We start from the raw sequence: 26,738 nt of genomic DNA, 5'->3' as shown, positions 1-26,738 counted from the left end.
AACTTCTTACGGTTCCAAGAACTTCTTCTGGATTTCATCAAGCAGTTTTCACGGCATTCGCACTATCAACGACTTCATTTCCACTAACTCCGGGAAAAATCTTCTGACCTGATAACCATGCCTCGACCGTTTCCGGTCGTTCCAGCAGAGTCCTGACCGCCACGTTCAGGAATACGGGGCCTGTATCCAGACCGAGTGATTTTTCTATTGTTTCAATGCGGTTTTCCAACACGAACAGAAATATCATAAGCTGATGCGCCGCATGGCCATCCTGTCCCTGATATCCCGAATCTTTCTCGTAATAATCACCTATTTTACACAACTCGAAGTCAAGATTGTAATAACCGCGACATACCAGGGGACGGACGGAATAGATCGAGCATCTTCCATCAAACAGAAATGGACAGTGAGGCGTGTCTGATACCAGCCGCTCTTTGAGAACCTCAAATTGTTCTTCATCGAAAGACCGTCTCGCTTCCTGCAACGCCACAACCGCAAAAATCGGATTGATCTGAATGAGATTACGGCAACATAGGTCACACCCCTCCCTGCACGCCAGGGCCTTCGATGGGCTGATCTGTTGCAGTTGGGCAGCAACGTCATCACACAGCCGGAGTATGTCGAACCCCAGTCTCACCAGATCTGCTTCGCGGTTAGCCTTTTTCAGGAAGATTGTTATTTCAGATTCAGCTTTCCCGATCTTCATTCGAAGATACTGCAAGGGGGAGGTCTCAACACTCATGTTTCCTCCCAATGGGTGAGAGCAATTTCCGAAACAATCATCGCGCCTGCTTCTGCTCAAAGGCATCAAGCGCGATATTGACTTCCAATGGCTCACCTGACTGAGGCATGTTCGCTACATCACAAGCTCCATCCATGCTGTATGGTTGATCAGCTTTTAAGTTGCAGAACAATTCTTCCAGATCATTCTGTCTTGCCCCCGTTTCCGCCACCAGTTCGAATGTCTTTCCCGAGGCACTCGCACATTCAAGACAGGAGAGCAGCACATAGGCGATATCAGCACGCGCTATAACGCCGTCGCTAGGCGTTCCAGACTGGCGTGCATCACCCTGAAGGAAGACAAGCCGGTGCTGATCCGGCTTGTTGCAATCGAACCAGCCTGGGCGAACGATGGTGTAAGGTGAGCCTGTTGCGCGGACAAGCCGTTCTGCCCGACGCTTCCAGTCATGAGCGCCCTTACGATCCGTGACCCCAATAGCGGTCATGAGGACCAGTTGCACCGCACTGTCAGGCAACAGACGGAGGATATTGAGCACTCCGCCATAATCCACCTGCTCTGCCTCAATGATGCTGCCATGTGTCCCGTGGGTGAAAATAACCGCATCCACGTCCTGAACAGCATTCGCCAGTGTTTCCGGCCTGGTAAGATCGCCCACAGTCATGCTCACTGCTTCTGGCAATCCAGCCCGTTGGGGATGACGGACCAGAGCACGGACCCGATACCCCTTCAGCAATGCTCCATCGACAACATGACGACCGATGCTGCCAGTCGCACCCACAACAAGAAGAGTTTTTCGAGATTTGTTCACATCTCATACTTTCAAGACGGTTGCGCGATCCTGTCTGCTCAAGACAGATCGGCCTGCATGGTTATTTAGCGGCCCGACATGGCTTGCAAAAAAGCAGGGTAGCGATCGCCCATGACCTTTATCTGCGACAGAGCCTGATCCATTTTCAGAAGCTCATCCTCAGACAAACTGACCGAAGCTGCTCCGATATTTTCCTCAAGACGAAAAATCTTTGTCGTGCCGGGAATGGGTACGATCCACGGCTTCTGTGCCAGCAGCCATGCCAGAGCAATCTGAGCTGGCGTCGCGCCTTTGCCAGCGGCGAGTTCCCGAACAAGATCAATCAGCCCCTGATTGGCCTCAAGCGCATCAGCGGAAAAACGTGGCACAAGATGTCTGAAGTCATTGTCACCAAATTTGGCGTCTGGCGAGATTGCTCCGGTCAGAAACCCCTTCCCCAATGGGCTGAAAGGCACAAACCCAATTCCGAGTTCTGCCAGCGTCGGGATGATTTCTTTTTCAGGTTCCCGCCACCACATGGAATACTCACTCTGAAGCGCCGTCACTGGCTGCACGGCATGAGCCCTGCGGATTGTGTCGACGCCTGCTTCTGACAGCCCGAAATGGCGGACTTTCCCTTCTGCTATCAGATCCCGCACCGCTCCCGCGACTTCTTCGATCGGTACAGCCGGATCCACCCTGTGCTGATAGAACAGGTCGATGACATCCGTACGCAAACGCTTCAGCGATGCTTCGGCAACGTGCCGGATATGATCGGGCCGACTGTTAAGGGGCTTCCTGATGTCTCCATCCTGAAATCCGAACTTTGTTGCAATGACAACGTCGTTCCGACAGGGCTCCAGAGCCTCTCCCAGCAGGTCCTCATTCAGGAACGGACCGTAGGCTTCCGCCGTATCAAAAAAAGTCACACCTTTCTCGACCGCCGTGCGCAGAAGCCGGATCGCATCCACGCGATCTGTTGCTGGACCATAGGCAAAGCTCAGCCCCATACAGCCAAGACCGATTGCCGAAACTTCAAGACCGGCATTCCCCAGATTCCGTTTTTGCATTTAACCCACTCCTGGCTTAAGGCACTTCGTTTGCATAAAGACCGGCTTCTTCCGCCGTCTCTTCGTCTGGCTCCCGTCCGACAGAGAGCCTCCCTTTTTTTCGGCCCGGAAGGACAATGGCAAAGACGATGATGACCGATGCCAGAACCAGCATGACAGTTCCCGCTTCGAACGCAGACCTGACCCGGAATGCCATCAGTTCACGTCCTGAAAGCGCCAGACCGCCCACACCTGAAACGGCGACAAGAATGGCCAGTCCGACCGAACTACCAATCTGATGCGCCACGTTGACGGCACCTGAGGCCGCTCCTGCGCTGTTATGATCCACACCGGCAACGCCAGCCGACGTCAGCGGGCTGAGGGTAAGGCCCTGACTGCTCCCGATCAGCACCATTGGCAGCGCAATAGACAGCAGATAACCGGAATTCATGGAAAGCTGGCTCAACCAGGCCATACCGGCAATCCCGCTCAAACTGCCCACCACGAGAAGACTGTTCGGGCTGAAACGCCTAACAAGGCGCGGCACGGCAATGGCAAACGGGAAATGGAGAATTGTCGCTGGCACGAACGCCAGGCCTGTCAAAGCCGGACCATAGAGCGCCACATCCTGAAGATAGAGCGTGGTGAAAAAGAAGAAGCCGACCATCGCGCCAAGGTAAAGTATGCGCGCTGCATAAGCGCCTGAGCGTTCTGCGCTGGAAAACAGCCACAGGGGAAGGATTGGTTGCCGGGCGGCCCGTTCAATGATGACAAACAGCATCAGGAGCACCACGGCCAGACTGAGGGACATGATCGTCTGTTCATCATGCCATCCCGCATGCGCCGAGCGGATGAAACCATAGACCAGAGCACTCATTCCCACGGTGGACGTCAGAGCCCCCATCAGATCGAACTTGCCCGAGTGCCTCGGTGTCTCCTGAATGTAAAAACGGGTAGCGACAACCATACCCAGCCCGATGGGCAGATTGATGTAAAAGCCAACCCGCCAGGAGAGGTATTGTGCAAGAAGACCGCCTAATATCAGGCCGACCGTCGCCGAAAGTCCTGCCGCAGCACTGTAATAGGATACTGCACGCGTACGTTCATGCCCCTCTGCAAAATTCGTTTGCAGCAAAGACAATGTAGACGGCGCCAGGACAGCGGCACCTGTTCCCTGAATTGCCCGCCACACCAGCATCCATGATGCGGAAAAAGATGCTCCGATCGCGAGAGAAGCAAGCGTGAAAATACTTAGTCCCACCACGAACATTTGCCGCCGCCCGAAAATATCACCCGCTCTCGCACCGAGCAGGAGGAACCCTCCAAATGTCAGGGTATAAGCACTCTGGACCCAGGCCAGATTGACATCTGAAAAACCGAGATCTTGCTGAATTTTAGGTAAACCCGTCAGAACAACCGAGATATCAAGGACAATCATGACGTAGCTGACCAGAATGATGGTCAGGATGGCTGCCTTGTTCACGGGATGCGTGGAAGATGACGCTGACATAATGGTATGGCCTGTGCTCGTGTCCGGGAACACCGGAAAAGGAAAAAGCCACAACGATGATTTCTCTTGCCCGATCTGGCGGGAAAGAAGGGCCCGCGTATCTGGCTACCCGAGACAAACACCGAAACAGGTTCTCAAGACGAAACTGACCTTACATCAGGGAGCCTGCCGATGATTAGCCGCTATAATATACATGCTCATATTAGAGCATCTTATTAATGAATGGTGGGACTTCTGGGTCGTGTCCGTTTTTGATCGCCGTTACGCATCATCAGGAAAATCGGCGCTCAGGCTTACTTCCTGCCATTTATCCAGTTCGGCCGTGAGCGAGGCAATTTTCTCACGGACCATCTTCAGCCCTGGCGCCCCAAGAACAAGATTGAGCGGTGGCTCTTTACTGTCTACAGCCATGATAATGGCCTCCGCCGCACGAACCGGATCACCGACCTGTGTTCCACTGGTTTCGCGCACCTGTCTCAGACGCTCATGAACTGTCTTATCGTAGGCAGGAATAGGGTTTGGAGCGGACTTGAGCGAACGTCCGGCCCAGTCAGTCCGGAAAGGACCAGGTTCTACCGCTGTCACCTTGATCCCCAGGGGACCGACTTCCCTGGAAATGGATTCCGACAGGCCGACCACACCAAATTTCGTTGCGGCATAGTACGCTGACCCGGGATTACCAATAAATCCTCCAACAGATGCTATATTAATGATGTGCCCTGACATGCGTTCACGCATTTTTGGCAAAACCGCTTTTGTCAAAGCAATGAGACCAAACATATTGGTCTCGAATTCTGCACGGTATTCGGCTTCAACACCTTCCTCAAACGCCGTCAGATATCCGTAACCGGCGTTGTTTACGAGAACATTCACACCACCTGCCTGCTCTACTGTTTCCACAGCAGCAGCAATATCCGCTTCTGATGTCACATCCAGCTTCAAAGCCGTGGCGTTGTCATGGTCCGCCACAAGGTCTGCCAATGATTCGGGTTTGCGCGCTGACGCGAACACCCGCTCCCCCCGTGCGATGAGCACCTGTGCGAGCGCGCGGCCCAGCCCGGTGGAACATCCCGTAATAAGCCAGGTTCGGTTCGAATGTGTCATAAAACCCTCCACGTCAGATGCTTTGTTTATTGAGAGACCATATTGATTTCCATATTTGGAAATAATATAATCTACAAAATTATATATTATTATTCTTCCTCACGTATTCCCGCAGTATATTGGTCATCACTTACCTTCTCCAGCCATGTCACCGACTTGCCGTTTTCACTCTCGGCAACGGCAACATGCGTCATTGTTTCACCCGGTCCGGCACCATGCCAATGCTTGACCCCCGGTGGAATCCAGACGACGTCACCAGGACCAATAGCGTGCGCGGAATGGCGCCACTCCTGAACGAAACCATGTCCCTGCGTTACGATCAGGGTCTGACCGAACGGATGGGTGTGCCAGGCAGTACGCGCCCCTGGCTCGAAGGTCACGGTTGCTCCACCAACGCGCGCAGGCGCATTGCCCCTGAACCGACCGGTCACACGCACATTGCCGGTAAAATTGTCGGACGCGCCCTGTGCTGAAGGACCTGTTCCGGCACGCAACACCGAAACGTCCTGCTGTTCTGTCTTTGTCATATCCGCCATTGCCTCTCCCGACAGAAGTGCCAATCCGACGGCGACGATGGTCGCGTTCGTCCGCCACCTCATTTCGAATGAAAGACTTCACGTGCGATACCGACAGCGATGATCGCATTGGGCCAGCCTGTGTAGAAAGCGAGTTGCGTGATCGTTTCCACCAGTTCGGCTTCAGTCACGCCATTCTGACGCGCAAGCCGCATATGAGAGCGAAGCTGATCGGGCCGGTTGAGCGCGATAAGCGCCGCAACCGTAATGAGGCTACGATCACGCTTGGCAAGCCCCGGCCGTTCCCACACGTCACCGAGCAGCACCTTGTCGGTCAGTTCCGCGAGCTTGGGATCCACATCCCCCATCAACTGCTGCGCGCGGGAGGGCCGCTTGTCACCGATGCCATCGGTTGTTTCTGCGCTTGCCATCGTGGATACCCCCCCGACCATCAGGATGGACACAACCACACGCCATATCCGGATCATGTGTTTCATCTTTGAAGCCTCGCTACGGATGTCTCCCCCGTCAGACAGATCTTGCAAAGAAAGGCGTCAGCTTGCCCATCGCAAGACGTACATATTTCGGAACCCAATAGGTTTCGATATGTCTCGCACCCTCGATCCTGAACAGTTCCTTGTCCTTGGTACCAGTTGCTTTTGGAAAGGCATCCTCGGTCATGTACAGGGTGTCAGCCTTGCTCCCTGCCATCATCAGCAACGGAATATCAATCAGGTCGATCTGATCAGTTGCATCCCAGCGCATCAGGTCCAGCAGACTGCTCATCGTATATTTGAAGGTCGAGCCCGGATGCGCATTGGTCCGCCAGTAATAGTGATAGCCCTGTCGATAGAGATCAAACGGAAGGGCATTGATCTGCGCATCCGTCAGATCGGCGTCACCCGCATAAATGACCTTTCCACCCGCTGCTTCCTGCGCGCGCGCAGCCGAGGCGTCAGCCAGACGTTTCTGGATGGTATCGATCTGACTATCCCGAAAGCCATTACGACGTACCCGACCTGAATTGAACATGCTCAACGTCGCAACTGCCTTGAATCGCTTGTCCGTTTTCGCGGCGGCGAGTGAGTAGCCTCCCCCTCCGCAAATACCGAACAACCCCAGACGTGTCGCATCAACACCCGGAAAACTGGAAATGAAGTCTGCCGCGCCATGGATGTCTTCAATACGGTTGGAAGGTATATCCACGCTGCGCGGTTCGCCACCGCTTGCACCCTGATAGGCAGCATCCATTGCGATCGTGACATAGCCTTCTTCAGCAAGGTGCTGGGCATAAAGACCCGCAGTCTGTTCTTTCACACCGCCATTCGGATGTGCCACCACGATCGCAGGATATTTTTTTGTCGGATCGTAGCCGGCGGGTGTGTAGACGTTCGCAGCGATATCGACCCCGTGAAGCTTGTATCTGACCGGATGAATATTGACCTTGCCGGGCTTGTTCTTCGTCAGCGCGCCGTCATAGACGAGCGTGAACGGGTTTTTCCTGTAGTCCAGAGGTCTGGCTGTGGGTTCGGCGGATGCTGTGCTCATGAAAGGCACTCCTGTCGAGACTGCGGTAAGGACAAGTGCTGATGTCCCAAGGAACTCGCGCCTGCCACGAGGGGAAAAGGGATCTGTCATTTTTGCGCCGCCTTGCTAGTCGAGCTTTTTTTCAGCGAGGAATTTTGAAACCTGATCAGCAATTTCAAGATTATTGAGATCCGACATCAGGAAATGGGTGTTGCCCCGGATGCCAATCTCAGGAAGGTGAACAAGCCGTGCGTCTCCGCCATGTCGGTTGATTGTCGCAACCCACAGTTTCGCCATCGCCAGACGCACCCGCCAGTTATCCTTTCCGCGATCAGCGGTCGGTCTGGTGGGAATATTGTCGCCGTAATAAATGATGATCGGAATGCGTGTGAGTTTCGCAAAATCCGTGGTCGCAATTTCCTGTGCCCTGAGCGTACCTGCGGCACTCGGCATATCAGCCGGCTTCTCGCCTTGCGGAAAAACGAAACCACTGCCTGGTTCAAATGCAACAACGGCCTTGACGTTTGAACTCCTGATGGCAGTCAGCCATCCCGGTTCTCCCCCCTGCGAGTGAGAAAACAGAATAGCGGGACCGACCTTGTCAAACAGCGCCGCCATAGCATCCGCGATAACCGTGGCATCATAGGGACCAGTATTTGGCGTAAGCGCACGAAAGAACTGGTTCAGCGTCTCAGGTCGGCGATCAAACTGCACGTGGTCAAAGAATTTCGGCCACTGGCCTATACGAAACTGGTCGAAAAAGAGCTGATCATTCGGTATCGGCTCAAGTGTCATCCCGACACTGCTGTTACCGGCACGGCCCCGCCGCGGCTGATCGACGATGTAAACCGGGAAGCGCCGACGCAGAAAAATCGTCTGAAAGCCTTCGCGCCCATCATAGGTGGTCTCCCAACTTCGCCCCGACACATAGGCGCCGTGAAGCATGATGATCGGCAAAGGCCTGGGATGTTCTGGCACCTGATAAAAGGCGTAAAGGTGATCGCCGTGAAAACTCTGCCCCGCTGCGGTCGGCTCGTTATTGACGAAGGAACCGGGCACGGTCTGGACCCTCCCGCCGACAGCGAAACTCCCCTGATCGCTGATAACGATCGGATCCGGTGACGCCTGCGCATTGGAGATGAAAGGCGCAACGAACATACTCAATGTAGCTAAAGTAATGATCGAAAGCGCGTGTAGCGACATGCTATTTTCACTCCTTCTACAGGTTGTGAAAATAGCAACATTGCCGCTCATTGATTAGATACTTAAATCTACATGCAATCATTAGACATACTAATTAATTGCAGCAAAGAGCAGGCCAGCCCTTCGAACAAGGATTGCACATAGGGAACACACTGCATGACGCGAGTGTCGAAGCCATTTCCTGTCTTCGACTCATCTGATCCTGATGCAGGTGATCCCGATAAAAAAGAATAGCACCGCACAGGCAGGCTTACCTATGGATAACAGGAGCGGATTAGAGGATGGGAGAATGCAATGCCGATGAGACGTCTCCACTCATTAAGTCTACGTGACCTCCATACCTTGCTGGTTCTCGACACAGCCCATAGCCTGGGTCGCGCGGCCATCGCACTTAACGTATCTGCAGCCACGCTGAGCCGGCGATTGACGAGGGTCGAGGACACTCTGGGAATTACGCTTTTCGAACGGAGCGTGACAGGCATACGTCCTACCCACCCTGGATTACAAGTTCTAAGACATACTCGCCGCATTATTGGCGAAGCCAGGTATTTATTGAATATTATAGCGGGAGAAACGGATTTACCTGACGGCGAAATCCGCATTGGAGTTGCTCATCCTCCCCTCCATCCAGTTCTGGAAATATGGTTTCGAATATGGAATGACTATTATTCCCGAGCACCAATTAGACTCTACGTGCCCGAGGGAGAAAGCATCGTCGCTTCGCTGGGCAAGGGGCACGTGGACGCCGCAATCATTCCCGATTGCGCACTGACTGATCGCGTTGCCTCGCTCGTTCTTTATCATGACAAGCTACTTGCCACTCTACCCAAGGGGCATCCTTTGAGTAATTTTTCGACCTTACCAATAACGAATATTTTACAAGAGAAAATTCTTGTCCCAGTAGACCCATACGAAGAATATGGTTGGTATTTCAGAATAGAACCTCTCAACCATCACAATAATATTATAATCCATACGGGTGGCATAGTTACCCTTTTATCGCAGGTTCGCTCTGGCAGCGGTATCGGTCTGACTAATACCGCTTGCCGGGATCTTTCACCTTTAGGCCTTGTTTTTCGACCGATTGCTGGTCTTAACGATAGCTTCGATATACATCTGGCATGGCGTCTGGAAGCCGAAGACGCTCTCCTTGGCCGGTTTGTAAGTCTCATGCGGAGCCTGGCCCAGGCACGTTTATCTTCATTGGCGTCTCTCTCCGCAATCTCTGGAACGCCCGGTCCGCTTGCATAAAGCGTGCAAGCATCTGTGGAATAAGCTTAATAGGAGCAACCTCGCCCTGCCCGTTTTCCCGTGCTAATAGTTGTCCATATTCAACCAGATCACGATGCACGGCGCTGGGCAGTTCCACCGTAACGCGCACCGGCTTATCGTCCTCGATGCGGCCCAGCCTAAGCTTCGTCATTTCGATGCCTCCTTTCCGTATGGAGAGAGAACCAAATCGCGATGCACCATCACCCGCACCGGAAAGCCCGGCCGGATGATGTTGGTCGGCTGGATATTCAGCGACCGTCCCACGATCTGCTCGCCGATCTGGTTGAAACCCTGCGAGCCGCCGGTGCGCAACGCCTGGGCGATGCCGTTGCCGCCACTGATGTCGGCTTCCGAGCCGACACTGAGCACGGTCGACACCAGGGCGGCCTTGAATACCTCGCCCCAATGATTGTCGGTCTGATCCTGCAATCCAGCGAAGCCCGCCGCATCGGCCGCCGGCTCATTCTCCAGCACGATCGAGTCCCCGGCCCCCCGCATCAGCCGGGTCCAGACCAGCAGCACCCGCTTCTGGCCATAAGCGATCTGGGAGTCATAGCGACCGATCAGTGTCGCGCCCTGCGGGATCAGCAGGATATGCCCGGTCGGACTGTCATAGACATTCTCCGTGACCTGCGCCGTGACTTCGCCCGGCAGGTCAGAGCGGATGCCGGTGATCAGCGCACCGGGAATGATCGATCCCGCCTGAAGCACATAAGGGCTGGGAGCTGGCTTCAGACGCGCGGTGCTGACGGTGCGCAGGTCGACCGGCCCATCGAGAAACGCCTGCCTGCGATCGGTGGCAACGCTGCCGGGCGGAACTGCGGTAGCTCCAGACGCCGCTGGCGTTGCGACATCCCGGCCCATCTGCGTCTGGGTGAACAGATGGCTGACCCGCGCCGCTTCCTGTTCCTGGGCGATACGCTGCTTCTCGGGATCGGCGGGCGCCGCCGGTGTCGCCATGCCGGGCGCCCGCACCCCCGCCTTGAGCAGCGGCCGGCCAAGATCGCCAGGTAACGGCGGCCCAAGGCGCGGCGGATGGGTATAGTCGCCCGGCAGATTGGCCAACCCGTCGGGCGTGGTGCGGCTGCCAGTATTATAGAGTTCGGCATGACTCTTCGGAGGCGTCGGCTTCAACGCCAGATAGAGCGCACCGCCGATGCCGGCGACGGCGACGACCGACAGGCCGAGGATCACCCTGCGCGACAGCCGCGTGACGGGAGGCCGGGGTGTGCGCAGCCGCATCTCGCCCGGCGGCCTGACGGGAGGCATCGGTTTATCCGCCTCCCCCGTTCCGGTGCTCCCGCTCACGATCGCCGCGCCCCGTCGGCACGGACGATGCGCACGACCTGCTGGTGCTTCGCACCCAGCCGCAACTCGGCGGCGGCAAACAGGCGATCAACGATCATCCGGTTGCCGCGCACCCGGTAGTTCACCAACTGACCATCGCCCTGCGGGCCAATCACCCAGAGCGGCGGCATTTCCCCCTGAGCGATACCGGTCGGAAACTCGATAAAAACCTGCCGCCCGTCATCGAAGGCGCGCAACGGCCGCCACGGCGCCTCGTCGCCCTCGATCCGGTAGCGGAAATTCAGCGCGTCGAGATCGACACCGGTTGCGACTGGCGTCGTGAGGTCCGCGTCGCGATCCTGGCCGCGCAGGGCAACGATCTGGTCCTGCGGATAGTCCCACGACACCGAGGCCATATAGGTCCGCTCGTCGGAGCGCAGTTCCAGATGATAGGTCCGCCGGTCGGTATTGATGACCAGGTTGGTCGTCAGGTCCGGACGGGTCGGCTTGAGCAGGATATGAATCCGTTTCGACACCCCTGCCCCGCTCTCGGTGTCGCCGATAATCCAGCGCACGGTATCGCCGGCGGCGACCGGACCGGAACCGACCAGCTTCTCGCCCGGCTGCAACGCGATGTCGGTGATCTCGCCGGGTGCGGCATAGAGCTGATAGAGCGCGCCCTCGGAGAAGGGATAGACCTGGATCGCATTGAGATAACCGGCCCGCGTCGGCTGGATCCGCGCCGCGCTGTTGGCGCGCTCGACCCGCTGGTGCGGATCCGTCGGGTCCGGTGCCGCATGCCGGGTTGGGATCGGCTTGAGCTGTCCCGGCAGCGGCAAGGGCTCGGGCAATGCCACCACCCGCACCGGCTTGGGCGGCTCCGGGGTGAGGACCGCCTGCCGGGGCGTATCGTCGTATTTGATGGCAGGCGGCGTCCATGAGGAGCAGGCCGCCAGCGGCGCCAGCAGGATCATGAACGGCGCGATGGTGGTGAAGGTGCGCATCAGCCGAGTTCCCTGGACCAGTTGAGGGCGTGGATGTAGATGCCGAGCGGGTTCTTGCGCAGCCGTTCGGCATCGGTCGGGGTGTGGACTGCGATCGTGAGGATCGCGCTCCAGCGCTCGGTAGCGGCCAGCGCGCCATCGACATAGCGGCGCTCGATCCATTCCACCCGGAAGCTGTCGTCGGAAGCGCGGATGACGCTGGCGATCTCGACCGCCACCTGCATCCTGCCGAGCCGGCTGAAGGGATCATTGGTGCGGGCATAATCGTTCAGGGCCAGCGCCCCGCGGTCGGTGACATAGTTATAGGCGTCGAGCCAGTTCTGCCGCAGCACCACCGGATCGGCGGGAATGCCGCGCACCTCGGAAATGAAGCGCGCCAGATACCAGGCGATCTGCGGATCGGTCGGCCGATAGGCGGCGGTCGCCGGACCGACGGCCTGCGCCTGACCAAGATGGTCGATCTGCACCACCCAGGGGGTGATGGTGCCGCGCGCCGACTGCCAGACCAGCCCGGCGGAAAGCCCACCGCTTAAAGCGAGACAGCCGAAGAAGGCCAGCCGCCAGTTCCGGGCCTGGACGCGGGCCGAGCCGATGCGGTCGTCCCAGACCTGTCCGGCCTTGTGATAGGGCGTCTCGGGCTCCGGTGTCCGGCCGAAACGCACGGTAGGGCGGCGGAACATGGCTATTCTCCTTCCGAGAGATCGACGTCGTGGCCGCCACTGGGCCGGTCGCCGCCCTTGATCGCCTGCGCGGCGGCGTCAGCCCCGCCCCTGATCCGGTTGTTGCGCTGCATCCGGCTGGCCCAGGCCGGCGGCTTGCCGGCCGCACTCCCTCCACCGCCAGCACCCGAAGCGGTCGCACCACCAGCGCCGCCGGTCGCGGCCGCCCCGCCGGCCTGATAGCTGGTGCGAACACCGGCCGCCGCGCGGCGCAGCGGGCTGGCGGCAGCGGAGAGTCCGGTTTTGGCCACACCTGCCGCGCCGCCCGCCCGATAGGCGGCGGTGGCACCTCCGGCGACAAAGGCGCCACCACGCACAGCGGCCGCCGCAGCACCCGCAGCGAGCCCAACCCCTGACGCGGCAGCGACGCCGGCACCGACGACCCCGGCGGCTGTAGCGACAGCGGACCCGGCACCCAGTTGCGGACCACCGGCGATCAGCCCGTTGGCCAATGCCGGGCCGAACACGGTCAGGCCGAGCAGCGTCAAAGAAGCCAGAATCAGGGTCAGCGCATCATTGATGGTGGGCGGGTTGTTGAAACCGCTGGTGAACTGGCCGAACACCGTCGAGCCGATGCCGACGATGACGGCCAGCATCAGCACCTTGATCCCGGACGACACCACGTTGCCCAGCACCTTCTCGGCGAGGAAGGCGGTGCGGCCGAACAGGCCGAACGGCACCAGCACGAACCCGGCGAGTGTGGTCAGCTTGAACTCGATCAGCGCCACGAAAAGCTGGATCGCCATGACAAAGAAGCTGATGACCACGATCAGCCAGGCAATCAGCAATACCGCGATCTGGATCGCGTTGTTGAAGATGGCGACGAAACCGACCAGCGAGGAGATCGAGGTCAGGATCGGCTTGCCGGCATCGATGCCGACCTGCGCCAGCCGCCCCGGCTGGAGAAGCTGCGCCTGGGTGAGATGACCGCCGCCCGCCTCGATGCCCAGCCCGGCGAAGGACTCATAGATGATTTTCGCCAGCCCGTTGAAGTCGCCGATGATGAAGGCGAACATTCCGATGAACAGGGTCTTGCGGATCAGCCGCGCCAGCACGTCCTCGTCCGGCGCCAGCGCCCAGAACAGCCCCGCCAGAGTGATGTCGATGGTGATCAGCACACCGGCGAGCCAGTGAACGTCGCCCTGCACCAGACCGAAGCCGGAATCGATATATTGGGTGAAGATGGCAAGGAAATTGTCGATGACGCCGGTGCCCTGCTGCATGGCGTCACCGTGCCGCGTCGGGCGCGAAAAAGCGCTTGCGGTTCTCGGCCCAGGTCGCTTCGCAGGCCGGATCGCCGTCGGCCTTCATGCCGAGCGCCTGACAACGCGCCAGACCGGCGGCCAACCGGTCACGCGATCCCGGCGGCCCGAGATCCAGCACGCCGACGTCACGGGGAACGTGCCGGAGATGAAGGCTGGCGGCGACCAGGATCAGAACGACCAGTCCGACGGCAACGAGCCGGAAGACGATCGGCGGGGAGAGACGTAACCCGCGCATCAGTGGAACATCTGCGCGGTGCCAGGCGTATAACCGGCCCCGTAATTGAGGAAATTCGCCAGTTGCGCCCTGCCCTGCTCCTCGCTCTCTTCCTGACGCGCGCCTTCCAGCGCCTGGGCGCGGCCCATCGCCATGACGACTGCGGTAAGGTCGGCAAGCTGGCGCGTCTGCAGCGCGGTAAGCTGGTTGCCCGATTGCGCGGCCTGTAGGGCGCCCGTCGCCGCCTGGCTCGACGTCACCAGACTGTCGATCTGGCTGCGCGTGGCATCGAGATTCTGCACCGCCCCGGTCTGCACGCGCAGCCCGTCCTGATAGGCGCCCCGCGCGTTCTGCCATCGCGTCTGGGCGTCGGCGGTCATCTGCGCCGCCGAACTCGGGCTACCCAGCGCCTGCGGATAGGTCTGCGAAAACGCCTGATCGATGCTGGTCAGGTTATAAGAGAGCCCCTGCGCCTGGCCGACGATCTGCTCGGTCTGCGCGATCGACTGCTCCAGCGGTGCCAGCACGGAGAACGGCAGACTGGTCAGATTGCGGGCCTGGTTCTCCAGCATGGTCGCCTCATTGAGCAGGCTCTGCGCCTGCTGGTTGACCTGCTGCAATTCCCGCGCCGCAATCAGGACGCTCTGCACATGATTGGCACCGTCATAGACCGCCCATTGCGCGCGGGCCGGCGCGCTCAGGACAAGCGGGAGCACAAAGCCAGCGCCGAACATGAAAGCTGATTTTTTTATCAGCATGTTTCTCATGACCCCTCTCCCGGATTGAGCATCTCGACCGCCCACTCGACGCCTTTGTGCGCCAGCCAGGCAGCCGCGAACCCGTCACGGCCATGACGGGAAAAAATCCGGTCGATGGCGGTCTGGTCGTCGGGTGACGACGCGGCGGTGAAAGCCAGCGCCACCTCGGATAGGCCGAGATCGAACAACCGGTTGCCGCGACGGGACTGACAGTAATAGTCGCGCTTGGGTGTCGCCCGGCTAAGGATCTCGATCTGCCGGTCGTTCAACCCGAACCGGCGATAGATCGCGGTGATCTGCGGCTCCAGCGCCCGGTCGTTGGGCAGGAATATACGGGTCGGGCAGCTTTCGATCAGCGCGGGGGCGATCGGACTGGCATCGATATCGGCCAGCGACTGGGTGGCGAAGATGACGGAGGCGTTCTTCTTGCGCAGCGTCTTCAGCCATTCCCGGAGCTGTCCGGCGAAGGCGCGATCATCCAGCGCCAGCCAACCCTCGTCGATGATCAGCAGCGTCGGGCTGCCATCAAAGCTGTCCTCGATGCGGTGGAACAGATAGGACAGCACGGCGGACGCCGCGCCGGAGCCGATCAGCCCCTCGATCTCGAAGGCCTGGATATCGGCGACGCCGAGACGTTCATGCTCGGCGTCGAGCAACTGTCCCCACGGGCCACCAACACAATAAGGCTGCAACGCCTGCTTCAGCGCCAGTGATTGAAGCAGCGCCGACAGGCCGGTAAGAGTGCGTTCCGCGACCGGGGCGGAGGCCAGCGAGGTCAGCGCCGACCACAAATGTTCCTTGAGGTCGGGCGCGATGGTGACGCCCTCGCGCTCCAGCAGCATCGCCACCCATTCCGCCGCCCAGGCCCGTTCGCCCAGCTCGTCGATCCGCGCCAGCGGCTGCAACGCGACGTGGTCGCTCTCCCCTCCCGCCAGCGCGCCACCGAGATCGTGCCAGTCGCCACCCATCGCCAGGGTAGCCGCGCGGATCGAACCGCCGAAATCGAAGGCGAAGATCTGCGCCCCGGCATAGCGGCGGAACTGCATCGCCATGAAGGCCAGCAGCACGGACTTGCCCGCCCCCGTTGGCCCGGCGATCAGCGTATGGCCGACATCGCCGACGTGGAGTGCGAAGCGGAACGGGGTCGAGCCCTCGGTGCGAGCATAGAACAGCGGCGGGGCGGCGAAATGCCCGTCGCGCTCCGGCCCCGCCCACACCGCGGAGAGCGGGATCATGTGCGCGAGGTTCAGGGTCGAGATGCAGGGCTGGCGGACATTGGCGTAGACATGCCCCGGCAGACTGCCGAACCAGGCTTCGAGCGCATTGACGCTCTCGCGCATGCAGGTGAAGTCGCGGCCCTGGATGGTCTTTTCCACCAGACGCAGCCGGTCGGCGGCAATGACAGGATCCTCGTCCCATACCGTGACGGTGGCGGTGACATAGGCCTGGCCGACCTGGTCGGTGCCGAGTTCCTGCAACGCCGCATCGGCGTCGGCGGCCTTGTTGGCGGCGTCGGAATCCAGCAGCACCGACGCCTCGTTGGTCATCACCTCCTTGAGGATGGCCATGATCGATTTGCGCTTGGCGAACCATTGCCGCCGGATCCGACCCAGTACTTTCGTGGCATCGGTGCGGTCGAGGCAGATGGCCCGGGTCGACCAGCGATAGGGAAAGGCCAGCCGATTCAGTTCGTCGAGCAGCCCCGGCCAGGTCTGGGTGGGAAAGCCGGTGACGGTGAGCGTGCGCAAATGGGCATCGCCCAATCGGGGCTCCAGCCCGCCGGTGAGTTCGTCGTCGACCAGGATGGCATCGAGGTGCATCGGGATTTCCGGCACCCGGACCCGCTGCAGGCGCGTGGAGATGCAGGAATGGAGATAGGTCAGCGTTTCGCCGTCATCGAGCCAGTCGGCCTCGGGCATGAAGCCGTCGAGCAGCGCCAGCACCCGGTCGGTCTGGTCGATGAAGCCCGCGACCACCGCCTGCCAGTCGGAGCCGCCACGGGCGCGGTTCTCGTAGAGCCAGGCTTCGGCGCGGGCGGCGTCGTCCGCTGGCGGCAGCCAGACCAGGGTCAGGAAATAATGGCTCTCGTAATGGGCGCCCTCTTCCTCGAACTGTGCCCGGCGCTCTGCATCCACCAGTTCGGACGCGGGGTCGGGGAACGGACTGGTGGGATAGCCGCGTGCCGGGCGGCGCTGCGCTTCCACGAAAATGGCCCAGCCGGAGCCGAGACGACGCAGCGCGTTGTTCAGGCGGGACGTGATCGCGACCAGTTCGGACGCGGTCGAGGAGTCCAGGTCGGGACCGCGAAAGCGCGCGGTACGCTGGAAGGCACCGTCCTTGTTCAGCACCACGCCCTTCGCGACAAATGCCGCCCAGGGCAGGAAATCGGCCAGCCGGTCGCGGCGATGACGGTATTCGGCGAGGTTCATCATGGCGCCCTCACCCGACCAGATGGGTGGGATAGCGCAGATGCCGGCGCACCACGTCGACGAAGGCGGGATCACGCTTGGCCGCCCAGACGGCGGCAAGATGGCCGACCAGCCAGAAGATCCCGCCGGCGATCCATAACCGCAGGCCGAGACCGATTGCCGCCGACAGCGTGCCGTTGACGATGGCCACCGTGCGCGGCGCCCCGCCGAGCAGGATCGGCTCGATCAGGGCGCGATGCACCGGGGCGGTGAAGCCGGGGATGGCGTCCGGCTCCATCAGATCAGCGCCCCGCCCGAGAAGGAGAAGAAGGACAGGAAGAAGCTGGATGCGGCAAAGGCGATCGACAGGCCGAAGACGATCTGGATCAGGCGGCGGAACCCGCCCGAGGTCTCCCCGAAGGCCAGGGTCAGGCCGGTCACGGTGATGATGATCACCGAGATGATCTTGGCCACCGGCCCCTGCACGGATTCCAGGATCTCGTTGAGCGGGGTTTCCCAAGGCATGCTGGAGCCCGAGGCGTAAGCCGGGGCCGACAGCAGGGCGAGCGAGAGTGTAGCGCCGGCCACGGCAAAGCGGCGACGCAGGGCGATCATGCTTGTCATGACGGATCTCCGACAGATGCGAGGACGTAGTCCCCGTCCGGGGTAAGGCCCTGGACGGTGGCGAGTTCGGCTAGGCGGCGCGCGTTGCCGCGCCCGGACAGCACCGCGATGACGTCGATGGTCTCGGCGATCAGGGCGCGCGGCACGGTGACGACGGCTTCCTGGATCAGTTGCTCCAGCCGGCGCAGGGCACCGATCGCCGAGCCCGCGTGCAAGGTGCCGACACCGCCGGGATGGCCGGTGCCCCAGGCCTTGAGCAGGTCGAGCGCTTCGGCGCCGCGCACCTCGCCGATCGGAATCCGGTCCGGGCGCAGGCGCAGCGAGGAGCGGACCAGGTCGGAGAGCGACGCCGCGCCGTCCTTGGTGCGCAAGGCGACCAGATTAGGGGCCGCGCATTGCAGTTCGCGGGTGTCCTCGATCAGCACCACCCGGTCGCCGGTCTGCGTGATCTCGGCCAGCAGGGCGTTGACCAGCGTGGTCTTGCCGGTGGAAGTGCCGCCGGCGACCAGGATGTTTTTCCGCTCGCCGACGGCGCGGCGCAGAAATTCGGCCTGTGCGGCGGTCATGATTCCGGCGGCCACATAATCGTCGAGCGAGAACACCGCGACCGCCGGCCGCCGGATCGCGAAGCAGGGCGCGGCCACCACCGGGGGCACCAGCCCCTCGAACCGCTCCCCACTTCCTGGCAGTTCGGCAGAGACACGCGGGCTGCCGGGATGCACCTCGGCTCCGACGTGATGGGCGACCAGGCGGACGATCCGTTCGGCATCGGCCGGCGCGATCCGGGTGCCGGTGTCTTCCATCCCACCCGCGAGGCGGTCGATCCACAGCTTTCCGTCGGGATTGAGCATCACCTCGACGATCGACGGATCGTCGAGATGCCCGGCAATCGCCGACCCCAGGGCGGTGCGCAGCATGCGCGTGCCGCGGGCGACGGCTTCAGAACGGAAAGACGCAACGGTCATCGGAAACCCGTGATTAGCCTCCCGTGAGAGGCGATGGATCGACGGGATCGATTAGAAAGAGGCACGGTCACGCCAGCGCAACAAGTCTCTGGAGCCGTAGGGCGCTGGGATAGAAGAACTTGCATAGGGGTGTGTCACCGTTTCGGCGGTGACGGGGCGAAAGGGCGCTGCTACCTTTTCAGGAATCGACCACGACACGGACCTGCGCCCGCATGAGCAAAGCCTTCATTGCCGCTGTTCTTCAGGATTCCCTGGCCTGCACCGGCGTTGCCGCTGGCAAGACCGCCGATGACCTGGTCGGGGCCATCGTCGCCGAGCTGAAGCAGGAGGGCGGGTTCACGCTGCCGTCCTTCGGGACGTTCACGGCCCTCAGGGCGCTCAATTCCCGCACAGGCAAACCGTTGAAGATCCAAGCTGGCAGGACCATGCGATTTAAAGCTAGTCCGATCCTAAAAAAAATGATGTAACAAAAACATATTGCGAGCGACAAACCTCGCTAAATTCAATTCTCAACCAAACGGAATCACTACATATGTCTTTGTCAGATGAAATAAAAACTGCACGAAAGCAGGTAGTAACCGATGGATACGAAATGTCCGTTGGAGAAATAATAAATTTATACAAAGAAAATGAATTAATAATCGACCCAGTTTTCCAGAGACTTTTCCGTTGGGACGACGAGAGAAAAACTCGCTTCATAGAATCCATTATATTGGGGATTCCTATTCCCCCTATTTTTGTTTTTCAGAATGAGAATGGTGTATGGGAGTTGATCGATGGGCTGCAACGCATATCAACAATTTTACAATTAACTGGTGATCTTAAAGGTGAGAGAGCGGACGAATTGGGACCGCTTGTTCTAAATGGCACTCGTTTCTTACCAAGCCTTGATGGGAAGAAGTGGAGTGATTCCAAGCATAACGCAAAAGACGGTATCGGACAGGCACTCCAAATCGAGATTAAACGTGCGCGCGTAAGGGTAGAAATACTCAAATCAGAAAGCGATACTTCTGCAAAATTTGAATTATTTCAACGATTAAATACGGGAGGTTCGTCTCTTACCCCACAGGAGGTAAGGAATAGTATCACGGTCTCTTTAAATCCGAAATTTTATAAATGGCTTGTCGAGCACTCGGAAAATAGACATTTCGTTAAAACTACTGGGCAAACCACTGTTTCGTTGGATGCACAGGCAGGGGTCGAGTTAGCCCTGCGCTTCTTTGCCTTTCGAGCAGTACCTTACACTGCTGGTCTGGACGTTCATGAATATCTAGATGATGCTGTAATTAAAATGGCACAAAACCAAAATTACAAGATGCAAGAAGAAGGTTCTATATTCAATGATACATTTAAATATATTGATGAAGCTTTAGGAACGAGTGCCTTTAAACGCTGGGATGGCAAACGCTTTTCAGGAAAATTTCTTATGTCCGTTTTTGAGGTTATTGCAACAGGAGTATCGAAAAACATAGTAGAAATAAAAAATCTTAAAGAAGAAAAGCGATCCGATTTCATCAAGACTGCGGCCAAAAATCTCTGGAGTGATGAAAAATTCACTCGTTATTCTGGTGCTGGCGTCAGAGGCACGACGCGCTTGTCACGCTTATTGCCCTTGGCAGAAACTTTTTTGAAGCCGTGAGATTGCAGTTATGGCTGATGTTCGCACACTCGCTCACTTACAGGACGCCTTGGACAAAGAAATGGGGTGGAGACTTAAGGAAATTGCCGCATTCAAAGTTGCATCAAACAGAAATGGGCATGAAAAGCGTTTTTTTATTAGAGCCGGCATTGCATTGGTATATGCACATTGGGAAGGTTTTATAAAAACCACTTCCGAATTGTATCTCCAGTTCGTGGATAACCGTGGCTGTACATATCAACAGTTAAAAAGTTGTTTTGCTGTTTTTGGCCTCAAGGGAAAACTTTCAACACTAAGTTCATCATTCCAAGCAGAAAAGAATATAGAAGTTTTTGATTTTATTCGCTCCGAACTTTCCAATACGGCAAGACTTCAGCTTTCTTCAGCAATAAATACAGAGTCAAACCTTACATCTAAGGTGTTCTCTAATATAGCAAAGTCGCTCAATATGCCAATCGGCAATTACACAACAAAATTTAACCTCATCGACGAAAGCCTTGTTAAAAGACGAAATGCCATAGCTCATGGAGAATATCTCGATATAGACCAACGAGAGTTCGAAAATCTTTCGGACGAAATTATAAAAATATTACGTGAATATAAGACTGACCTATTAAATTCAGCATCTCAAGAAACGTACAAATGTTAATTAATTTCAGATATTTATCTGTATTTATAATATATTTATTTATATTAAATCCCTACTTACTTCTTCATCCAAGTTCCTCCCTCGGGCCAGTCTGCGTCCCACCGCCTCAATGAACCCGTCATAGCGCTCCCGCCCCTTGCTCTGCGCCGCGGCCAGAGCCGCGTCGGGCAACGGGGGCGTGCTGGTCAGCCAGAACCGCACGAACACGGCGAGCGCTTCATTCGAGATCGTGACCCGTCGCTCCATGCGTTCCAACTGCCGCGTCATCCGGTCCAGTCGTCGAGCTAACGCCGCTTCTAACCGCTCCGGCCCGTCCGGTGACAGGAACGACGCCAACGCCGTCTCCACGATCAGCGCCTGCGGCACCTTCTTGCGGGCGGCGTAGTCAGCGAGCCTGACGCTGAGATCAGCCGGCAGCCGGATCGTGTGCTTGATCCGCATGGCAGTCACAGTCCCATCCTGTCGCCGGGATCAAGCGAGACCTGCCGTGCGAGAATTCGCTCGCCGCGCCGCAGGGTCTGCGCCCGTGTCGCATCATCTTCAGGCTCATCCTCTGGCGGATCGAACTCATGGACCGACTTTCTCGGTGCCTGCACCACCTCTTCCTGTTCCGGCAGCTCCGGTTCGCGACGGATGCCGGCATTGGCCGGATCATCGTCTCCGTTATCCTGTGTCGCCGGCTGCACTACGTCGGCCCAGTCGCCCGACGGTTGCGGTCCGATGGGCGGCGTTCCCTCTGGAGACGGGCGTGGTTCGAACCGGGGCGGCGGGAGGATGCGCGCGGTCAGTTCGGCATCCTCGAAATAGCGCGCCTTGCGCGCCCGGACTGGCGGGCAGCCAGACACCAGCACCAGTTCTTCGTCAGGAGGAAGCTGCATGATCTCTCCCGGCGTCAGCAGCGGTCGCGCGGTCTCATGTCGTGTCACCATCAGATGCCCGAGCCACGGCGACAGACGATGCCCGGCATAATTCTTCGCGTCACGGATCTCGGTCGCAGTGCCGAGCGCGTCCGACACCCGTTTGGCGGTTCGTTCATCATTGGTCGCGAAACTGACCCGGACATGGCAGTTGTCGAGGATCGAGTTGTTCTGGCCATAGGCTTTCTCGATCTGGTTCAGGCTCTGCCCGATCAGGAAGCTCTTGATGCCGTAGCCCGCCATGAAGGCCAAGGCGCTCTCGAAGAAATCCAGCCGTCCCAGCGCGGGGAACTCATCGAGCATCAGCAGCAGCCTATGCCGGCGCTTCGCCTCCAGTTCCTCGGTCAGCCGGCGGCCGATCTGATTCAGCACCAGACGGACCAGCGGCTTGGTACGGCTGATGTCCGAGGGCGGCACCACCAGATACAGGGTCGCGGGATGGGTACCGGCGACAAGGTCGCGGATCCGCCAGTCACAGCGGCGCGTCACATGGGCCACGACCGGATCGCGATAGAGGCCAAGGAACGACATCGCAGTGGACAACACGCCGGAGCGTTCATTGTCGCTCTTGTTGAGCAGTTCCCGCGCCGAACTGGCGACCACCGGATGCACGCCTTTCGCCCCGAGATGGGGAGTCGTCATCATGGCGCGCAGGGTGGTCTCGATCGCCCGCTTCGGGTCAGAGAGGAAATTGGCCACCCCGGCCAGGGTCTTGTCCTCCTCGGCGTAGAGGACATGCAGGATGGTCCCAACCAGCAGGGCGTGGCTGGTCTTTTCCCAGTGGTTCCGCTTCTCCAGGGCACCCTCGGGATCGACCAGCACGTCGGCGATATTCTGCACGTCGCGGACTTCGCGCTCGCCGCGCCGGACCTCCAGCAGCGGATTGTAGGCAGCACTGGCAAGGTTGGTCGGATCGAACAGCAGCACCCGCCCGAAACGGGCGCGCCAGCCGGCAGTCAGTGTCCAGTTCTCGCCCTTGATGTCATGGACGATCGCCGCACCTGGCCAGGTCAGCAGCGTCGGCACCACCAGTCCCACCCCCTTGCCCGAGCGGGTGGGCGCGAAGCACAGCACATGCTCCGGCCCGTCATGACGCAGATAGGCATCGGCCGAGCGGCCCAGCACCACGCCATCGGGGGCGAGTAACCCGGCGCGACGGATCTCACGCGGGTCGGCCCAATGCGCCGAGCCGTAGGTGGTGGCGCGCTTCTTCTCGCGGGCACGCCAGACGGACATCGTGATCGCGACGACGACGGCGGCCACATCGCCCGCCGCCGCGATATACCCGCCGGTGGTAAAAATATTCGGCGCGTAGGCGTCATAGGCGAACCACCACCAGAAGAACTCCGGCAGATAATAGACCGGCCAGCCGAGCAGCGTGAACCACGGGGCGCCGAGTTGCGGCTGGAAGCCGAGCCGCCAGGCAGTCCACTGCGTCGCAGCCCAGGTGAAGGCGAGGATCACGGTGCTGACGGCAAACACCGATCCCCAGAGGATCTTGGTCTGGTTCATGATGACCACCGATCAAAGGGTATCGGTGCCACCGACTTCAATTCATGAGTTGAAGCGGTGGGCTTCCCGGATAGATCCGGACAAAAATCGGATGTACCCCTGACACCAGACTACACAACACACAGCCAACCGGCGCAGCGATTCCCCACTCCGCGCGATCAGAGGTAGTGTTTCGGCTCCTGGCGCTGGTGCAGGACACGAACGACGAAAATTCCCTCGCCCGTCTTCCGATAGAATACAGCATGGCTGTCATGGACGAAGCGGAAATAGCCGGTCCGCAGATCGCCGATATCGGCTCCCATGTCAGGATAAGTTGCCAGCGTCTCGAAGGTCGCATGCAGGTCGAGGATATAGCGTTCGGCGCGCGCCCATCCCCAGTTCCGGATCGAAAGCGCGATGATGGCCTGAACGTCGGAATCCGCTTCGCCGGAAAGCGTGTAGCTAGGCATCCGTCGCGTCGTGGACCGTCTTCATCGCCGCGAGGATGTCGGGGATTGTCCGCTTGCTCACACCGCTCCGTTCGCCCTGAACCAGGGCCTCGACCAGAGCCTGCCGTTCCTCAGCCTGTGTCTGATCGCGCCGGATCAGATCCCGCACGTAGTCGCTCACGCTGGCATATTGTCCGCTGTCGATACGGCGCTGCACCCAGTCGCGCATCGGGTCCGGAACGGATACATTCATGGAAGCCATTGTCATATCTCCCTGCATTCGCATGATGGCAGATAATGGCATAATTTGCCATATCGGATTCCCATCATGTCGAGCCGCTTCATCCCTGCGCGCGGCGGCGAGCGATCACATCGCGTAATTCCGCGAAAACGGTTTCGGCCGGGATGCTCGACCCGCTTTCGTCGCCCATCCTGATCGCCTCCCGCAAGGCGTCGAGATCGCAGCGGTCGGTATCGCGCCGGCGCATCCATTCGCGTAACGCCTCGCGCACCACCTCACTGGTCGAGGCATATTCGCCGCCATCGACGGATTGGCGCAGGGTCGCCGCCATTTCAGACGGCATGGTGATGGTCATACGTTCGATTGTGGACATAAGGCGGCTCCTCCCAAGAGAGCATATTTTATCATACTTATGAAGCACCCGCTTTGTCAGCCGAAAACCCGCACGCGGGCCACCCGACATCAAATCCCGAGCCCGCGCTTGCGCCCGAAATTCCAGTCCACCGATCCACCCGGCGACATGGTGCCGGAAACCTGCCGTCCGAGCTTCTGCTCCAGGGCCGGGCGCCACGGCACGAACTGGAAGCCCAGCCCGTCATCGACCATGGCAAACCGCCCCGAGGACAGGGCCACCCGCTGGCGATAGACCCCCGAGACGATCTCGCCTTCCTTCGCGGGCCGGTGCTCCAGCCCGGTCTGCGCGGCGAGCCTGGCCGCCGCCTGATCGAGATCGCGCTGGCGCAGGGTGCCGATCAGGTCGGGCGCGAAGACCACGCGTTCGCCCTGTCGCCGGGCCAACCCCTCGGACGCCAGATGGTCGATCCGCTGCGCCATCGCGTCACGGACCTCCGAGCCGAAGCCCGCATTGGCCAGCACCAGGTCTTTGGCGAGCAACTGGCGGTCGAGCCAGGTCGCGCCGGGTGCCGTCACCTGCTCGGCCAGCGCGAAGTCCGAGCGCGTCGCCAGCGACAGACGCTGCGTGCCTTTGGCGTCCTCCCAGGTCCGGGTCTCGACGATCGCGCCGAGTTTCGCGTCGCCGGTCAGCTCCAGAGCGGGGAAGCGGACATGATGCGTCCGCCCGTCGGTCCCCGCGATCACCACGTAGCCCGAGCCCTTCAGCTCGTCATCCAGCCCACGCTCGACCAGCCGGCCAATGACGGGATCGGCCAGCTTCTCGCCATGGATCGCGAAACCCGCGACATCGGGTTCCGCCCCGCGGCCGGACATAGCGCGGTGCATGGTTTTGATGATGTCGCCCCGGATGGAAAGATCGCGCAGGGTCGCCTCCAGCCCCGGCTTGAGGGTCCAGCGTGCCACCCCGACCCGTTCGGCGAGACCAAGCCCTTCCAGTTTGGTCGCCCGCCCCACCAGCAGACGCCGCAGTTGCGGGTCTTCGGCACTGGCGCCGGGGCGGAGATCGACAATGCCGCCGCCCTCGTCGCTGATGTCCTGCAATGCACGATCGAGGCTGGTCCAGCGGTCAGCACCGATTTCGGTCTCCAGAGCAGTGCGGATTTCCTGCTCGCTGCGCGGGCCAAGTTCCAGCGTCACCCGCTCAGCGGCACGGTCGCGCAGGCCCTGACTGATATAGGCGCGGCTGATCACCAGATCCTTGCCGTCATCGGCGACCCCGCGGACCACGATATGGACGTGCGGATTGTCGGTGTTCCAGTGATCCACCCCGACCCAGTCCAGTTTTGTGCCGAGGTCGCGCTCCATGTCCTGCATCAGTTCGCGCGCGAAACCCCGCAGATCCTCCATCCGCGCCGCGTCCTCGGGCGAAACGATGAAGCGGAAATGGTGCCGATCATCTTCGCACCGTTCCGCGAAGGCCTTGCTGTCCGCCTCGTCGGACCCGGCATCGAACAGATGGGCCTTGGCACCATCACGGGTGACGCCCTCGCGCCTGAGATAGGCAATGTGCCGGGCGAGCGGAGCCGAGCGAAACCGCCTACCCTGCTGACGGACAACACGCGCCTTGACCACAACGCGGCGAGCATTGCTGCGCAGCCGCATGGAGAGTGCTGCGCGTCGGCCGCGCCCGAAGCGGGAACCGCCGCTGCCTCCCCTGCCCTTTGCTCCGAACCGGGTGCCGGTATGACCGGCCCTCTTCGCAGCACGCATGACCTCACCGACGAAGGATTTCGGTCGTGCGCCCTGATTGCCATGCTGGATGCGTCCGGGCCGGACGTTCAGACTGTCATCGCGCGTCGGCATGGCCCGCTCTCCGCTTCGATGTGCGCCTGACGGCGCCCGGATCGTTGAAAAGATTAGGAAAATGGTACGAAGAGCCGCGGGCGGGGCGTGGTGAGAGGACAAATTCCCCAATCAAACCAACCACATGCAGCCCCGAACGGGCGCTGCTTTTACCTTGCCGTCCTTCTGCCTGTCGCCCATCT

At 59.6% G+C, this 26,738-nt stretch carries 30 protein-coding genes; 4 read left to right on the top strand and 26 right to left on the bottom strand.

Annotated features, from left to right (window positions below):
• Window positions 1-37 precede the first annotated feature (37 nt).
• From ACMAUO_RS18370 to ACMAUO_RS18330, 9 genes are all read right to left on the bottom strand, one after another.
• Window positions 38-742, bottom strand: a complete 705-nt coding sequence (locus tag ACMAUO_RS18370) for a YkgJ family cysteine cluster protein (RefSeq protein ID WP_420358361.1) — start codon at window positions 740-742, stop codon at window positions 38-40.
• Between the two features lie 37 nt (window positions 743-779).
• Window positions 780-1,550 carry an SDR family oxidoreductase gene (locus ACMAUO_RS18365; RefSeq protein ID WP_410368836.1) on the bottom strand — a complete coding sequence of 257 codons (771 nt, stop codon included), beginning with the start codon at window positions 1,548-1,550 and terminating at the stop codon, window positions 780-782.
• Between the two features lie 65 nt (window positions 1,551-1,615).
• The gene (locus ACMAUO_RS18360) at window positions 1,616-2,599 is read right to left on the bottom strand and encodes an aldo/keto reductase (protein WP_420358360.1); all 984 of its coding nucleotides are present in this window, start codon (window positions 2,597-2,599) and stop codon (window positions 1,616-1,618) included.
• A gap of 16 nt (window positions 2,600-2,615) precedes the next feature.
• Window positions 2,616-4,088, bottom strand: coding sequence for an MFS transporter (locus ACMAUO_RS18355; RefSeq protein ID WP_410368834.1), 1,473 nt, complete (start codon window positions 4,086-4,088; stop codon window positions 2,616-2,618).
• A 261-nt stretch (window positions 4,089-4,349) separates the two neighbouring features.
• On the bottom strand, window positions 4,350-5,192 hold the full coding sequence (locus ACMAUO_RS18350) for an oxidoreductase (protein WP_410368833.1): 843 nt from the start codon (window positions 5,190-5,192) through the stop codon (window positions 4,350-4,352).
• Between the two features lie 89 nt (window positions 5,193-5,281).
• Window positions 5,282-5,728 carry a (R)-mandelonitrile lyase gene (locus ACMAUO_RS18345; protein WP_410368832.1) on the bottom strand — a complete coding sequence of 149 codons (447 nt, stop codon included), beginning with the start codon at window positions 5,726-5,728 and terminating at the stop codon, window positions 5,282-5,284.
• A 59-nt stretch (window positions 5,729-5,787) separates the two neighbouring features.
• Window positions 5,788-6,204 carry a carboxymuconolactone decarboxylase family protein gene (locus ACMAUO_RS18340; protein ID WP_420358359.1) on the bottom strand — a complete coding sequence of 139 codons (417 nt, stop codon included), beginning with the start codon at window positions 6,202-6,204 and terminating at the stop codon, window positions 5,788-5,790.
• Between the two features lie 31 nt (window positions 6,205-6,235).
• Window positions 6,236-7,255, bottom strand: coding sequence for an alpha/beta hydrolase (locus ACMAUO_RS18335; RefSeq protein ID WP_420358358.1), 1,020 nt, complete (start codon window positions 7,253-7,255; stop codon window positions 6,236-6,238).
• A 105-nt stretch (window positions 7,256-7,360) separates the two neighbouring features.
• On the bottom strand, window positions 7,361-8,437 hold the full coding sequence (locus ACMAUO_RS18330; RefSeq protein ID WP_420358357.1) for an alpha/beta hydrolase: 1,077 nt from the start codon (window positions 8,435-8,437) through the stop codon (window positions 7,361-7,363).
• Between the two features lie 294 nt (window positions 8,438-8,731).
• On the opposite strand from ACMAUO_RS18330, the gene ACMAUO_RS18325 reads away from it, so the two are divergent.
• Complete coding sequence (locus ACMAUO_RS18325; protein WP_420358356.1) at window positions 8,732-9,688, top strand: LysR family transcriptional regulator; 957 nt, start codon at window positions 8,732-8,734, stop codon at window positions 9,686-9,688.
• Here ACMAUO_RS18325 and ACMAUO_RS18320 read toward each other — a convergent pair.
• The 11 genes from ACMAUO_RS18320 to trbB are packed head-to-tail and all read right to left on the bottom strand — an operon-like array spanning window position 9,606 to window position 18,953.
• Window positions 9,606-9,860, bottom strand: coding sequence for a DUF2274 domain-containing protein (locus ACMAUO_RS18320; RefSeq protein ID WP_420358355.1), 255 nt, complete (start codon window positions 9,858-9,860; stop codon window positions 9,606-9,608). The two genes, ACMAUO_RS18325 and ACMAUO_RS18320, sit on opposite strands and share 83 nt — an antisense overlap.
• The gene (locus ACMAUO_RS18315) at window positions 9,857-10,978 is read right to left on the bottom strand and encodes a TraB/TrbI/VirB10 family type IV secretion system protein (protein WP_420358354.1); all 1,122 of its coding nucleotides are present in this window, start codon (window positions 10,976-10,978) and stop codon (window positions 9,857-9,859) included. Before ACMAUO_RS18315 ends, ACMAUO_RS18320 begins: the two co-directional genes overlap by 4 nt.
• Window positions 10,979-11,013: 35 nt before the next feature.
• Complete coding sequence (gene trbG, locus ACMAUO_RS18310; RefSeq protein WP_420358353.1) at window positions 11,014-12,000, bottom strand: P-type conjugative transfer protein TrbG; 987 nt, start codon at window positions 11,998-12,000, stop codon at window positions 11,014-11,016.
• Window positions 12,000-12,680, bottom strand: a complete 681-nt coding sequence (gene trbF, locus ACMAUO_RS18305) for a conjugal transfer protein TrbF (RefSeq protein WP_420358352.1) — start codon at window positions 12,678-12,680, stop codon at window positions 12,000-12,002. The genes trbG and trbF overlap by 1 nt, the downstream gene beginning before the upstream one ends.
• A gap of 2 nt (window positions 12,681-12,682) precedes the next feature.
• Window positions 12,683-13,942 carry a P-type conjugative transfer protein TrbL gene (gene trbL, locus ACMAUO_RS18300; protein ID WP_420358351.1) on the bottom strand — a complete coding sequence of 420 codons (1,260 nt, stop codon included), beginning with the start codon at window positions 13,940-13,942 and terminating at the stop codon, window positions 12,683-12,685.
• A gap of 4 nt (window positions 13,943-13,946) precedes the next feature.
• Complete coding sequence (gene trbK-alt / locus ACMAUO_RS18295) at window positions 13,947-14,219, bottom strand: putative entry exclusion protein TrbK-alt (RefSeq protein ID WP_420358350.1); 273 nt, start codon at window positions 14,217-14,219, stop codon at window positions 13,947-13,949.
• Window positions 14,219-14,965 (bottom strand): P-type conjugative transfer protein TrbJ, encoded by a 747-nt coding sequence (gene trbJ, locus ACMAUO_RS18290; protein WP_173571231.1) that lies wholly within the window; start codon window positions 14,963-14,965, stop codon window positions 14,219-14,221. The genes trbK-alt and trbJ overlap by 1 nt, the downstream gene beginning before the upstream one ends.
• Window positions 14,962-17,388 carry a conjugal transfer protein TrbE gene (gene trbE / locus ACMAUO_RS18285; protein ID WP_420358349.1) on the bottom strand — a complete coding sequence of 809 codons (2,427 nt, stop codon included), beginning with the start codon at window positions 17,386-17,388 and terminating at the stop codon, window positions 14,962-14,964. The genes trbJ and trbE overlap by 4 nt, the downstream gene beginning before the upstream one ends.
• Window positions 17,389-17,395: 7 nt before the next feature.
• Complete coding sequence (locus ACMAUO_RS18280; RefSeq protein ID WP_114726164.1) at window positions 17,396-17,662, bottom strand: VirB3 family type IV secretion system protein; 267 nt, start codon at window positions 17,660-17,662, stop codon at window positions 17,396-17,398.
• Window positions 17,662-17,988, bottom strand: a complete 327-nt coding sequence (locus tag ACMAUO_RS18275) for a TrbC/VirB2 family type IV secretion system protein (RefSeq protein ID WP_025829632.1) — start codon at window positions 17,986-17,988, stop codon at window positions 17,662-17,664. The genes ACMAUO_RS18280 and ACMAUO_RS18275 overlap by 1 nt, the downstream gene beginning before the upstream one ends.
• Window positions 17,985-18,953, bottom strand: a complete 969-nt coding sequence (gene trbB, locus ACMAUO_RS18270) for a P-type conjugative transfer ATPase TrbB (RefSeq protein ID WP_339419669.1) — start codon at window positions 18,951-18,953, stop codon at window positions 17,985-17,987. The genes ACMAUO_RS18275 and trbB overlap by 4 nt, the downstream gene beginning before the upstream one ends.
• A 212-nt stretch (window positions 18,954-19,165) precedes the next feature.
• Between trbB and ACMAUO_RS18265 the strand changes: the two genes are divergently transcribed.
• The 3 genes from ACMAUO_RS18265 (at window position 19,166) to ACMAUO_RS18255 (ending at window position 21,241) form a co-directional block, all read left to right on the top strand.
• A complete protein-coding gene (locus tag ACMAUO_RS18265; RefSeq protein WP_339419668.1) occupies window positions 19,166-19,420 on the top strand; it encodes an HU family DNA-binding protein in 255 nt (84 codons plus the stop codon).
• Window positions 19,421-19,485: 65 nt separating this feature from the next.
• Window positions 19,486-20,592, top strand: a complete 1,107-nt coding sequence (locus ACMAUO_RS18260) for a GmrSD restriction endonuclease domain-containing protein (RefSeq protein ID WP_420358348.1) — start codon at window positions 19,486-19,488, stop codon at window positions 20,590-20,592.
• A gap of 10 nt (window positions 20,593-20,602) precedes the next feature.
• The gene (locus ACMAUO_RS18255) at window positions 20,603-21,241 is read left to right on the top strand and encodes an MAE_28990/MAE_18760 family HEPN-like nuclease (protein WP_339419666.1); all 639 of its coding nucleotides are present in this window, start codon (window positions 20,603-20,605) and stop codon (window positions 21,239-21,241) included.
• A 39-nt stretch (window positions 21,242-21,280) separates the two neighbouring features.
• Here the strand turns inward: ACMAUO_RS18255 and ACMAUO_RS18250 are convergent, their stop codons facing one another.
• The 6 genes from ACMAUO_RS18250 to ACMAUO_RS18225 form a co-directional block, all read right to left on the bottom strand.
• Window positions 21,281-21,682 carry a CopG family transcriptional regulator gene (locus ACMAUO_RS18250; protein WP_339419665.1) on the bottom strand — a complete coding sequence of 134 codons (402 nt, stop codon included), beginning with the start codon at window positions 21,680-21,682 and terminating at the stop codon, window positions 21,281-21,283.
• Window positions 21,683-21,687: 5 nt separating this feature from the next.
• Entirely contained in the window at window positions 21,688-23,670 is a 1,983-nt protein-coding gene (locus tag ACMAUO_RS18245) for a conjugal transfer protein TraG (protein WP_420358347.1), read from the bottom strand.
• 158 nt (window positions 23,671-23,828) lie between these two features.
• Entirely contained in the window at window positions 23,829-24,119 is a 291-nt protein-coding gene (locus tag ACMAUO_RS18240) for a type II toxin-antitoxin system RelE/ParE family toxin (RefSeq protein WP_339419663.1), read from the bottom strand.
• Window positions 24,112-24,360 (bottom strand): type II toxin-antitoxin system ParD family antitoxin, encoded by a 249-nt coding sequence (locus ACMAUO_RS18235; protein ID WP_420358346.1) that lies wholly within the window; start codon window positions 24,358-24,360, stop codon window positions 24,112-24,114. The genes ACMAUO_RS18240 and ACMAUO_RS18235 overlap by 8 nt, the downstream gene beginning before the upstream one ends.
• A gap of 79 nt (window positions 24,361-24,439) precedes the next feature.
• The gene (locus ACMAUO_RS18230; RefSeq protein WP_420358345.1) at window positions 24,440-24,712 is read right to left on the bottom strand and encodes a type II toxin-antitoxin system ParD family antitoxin; all 273 of its coding nucleotides are present in this window, start codon (window positions 24,710-24,712) and stop codon (window positions 24,440-24,442) included.
• 89 nt (window positions 24,713-24,801) lie between these two features.
• On the bottom strand, window positions 24,802-26,556 hold the full coding sequence (locus tag ACMAUO_RS18225) for a relaxase/mobilization nuclease domain-containing protein (RefSeq protein WP_420358344.1): 1,755 nt from the start codon (window positions 26,554-26,556) through the stop codon (window positions 24,802-24,804).
• Window positions 26,557-26,738 lie beyond the last annotated feature (182 nt).

The organism is Gluconacetobacter brunescens, assembly GCF_048695475.1.
Classification (GTDB): domain Bacteria; phylum Pseudomonadota; class Alphaproteobacteria; order Acetobacterales; family Acetobacteraceae; genus Gluconacetobacter.
This window is presented reverse-complemented; position numbering and strand designations above follow the sequence as displayed.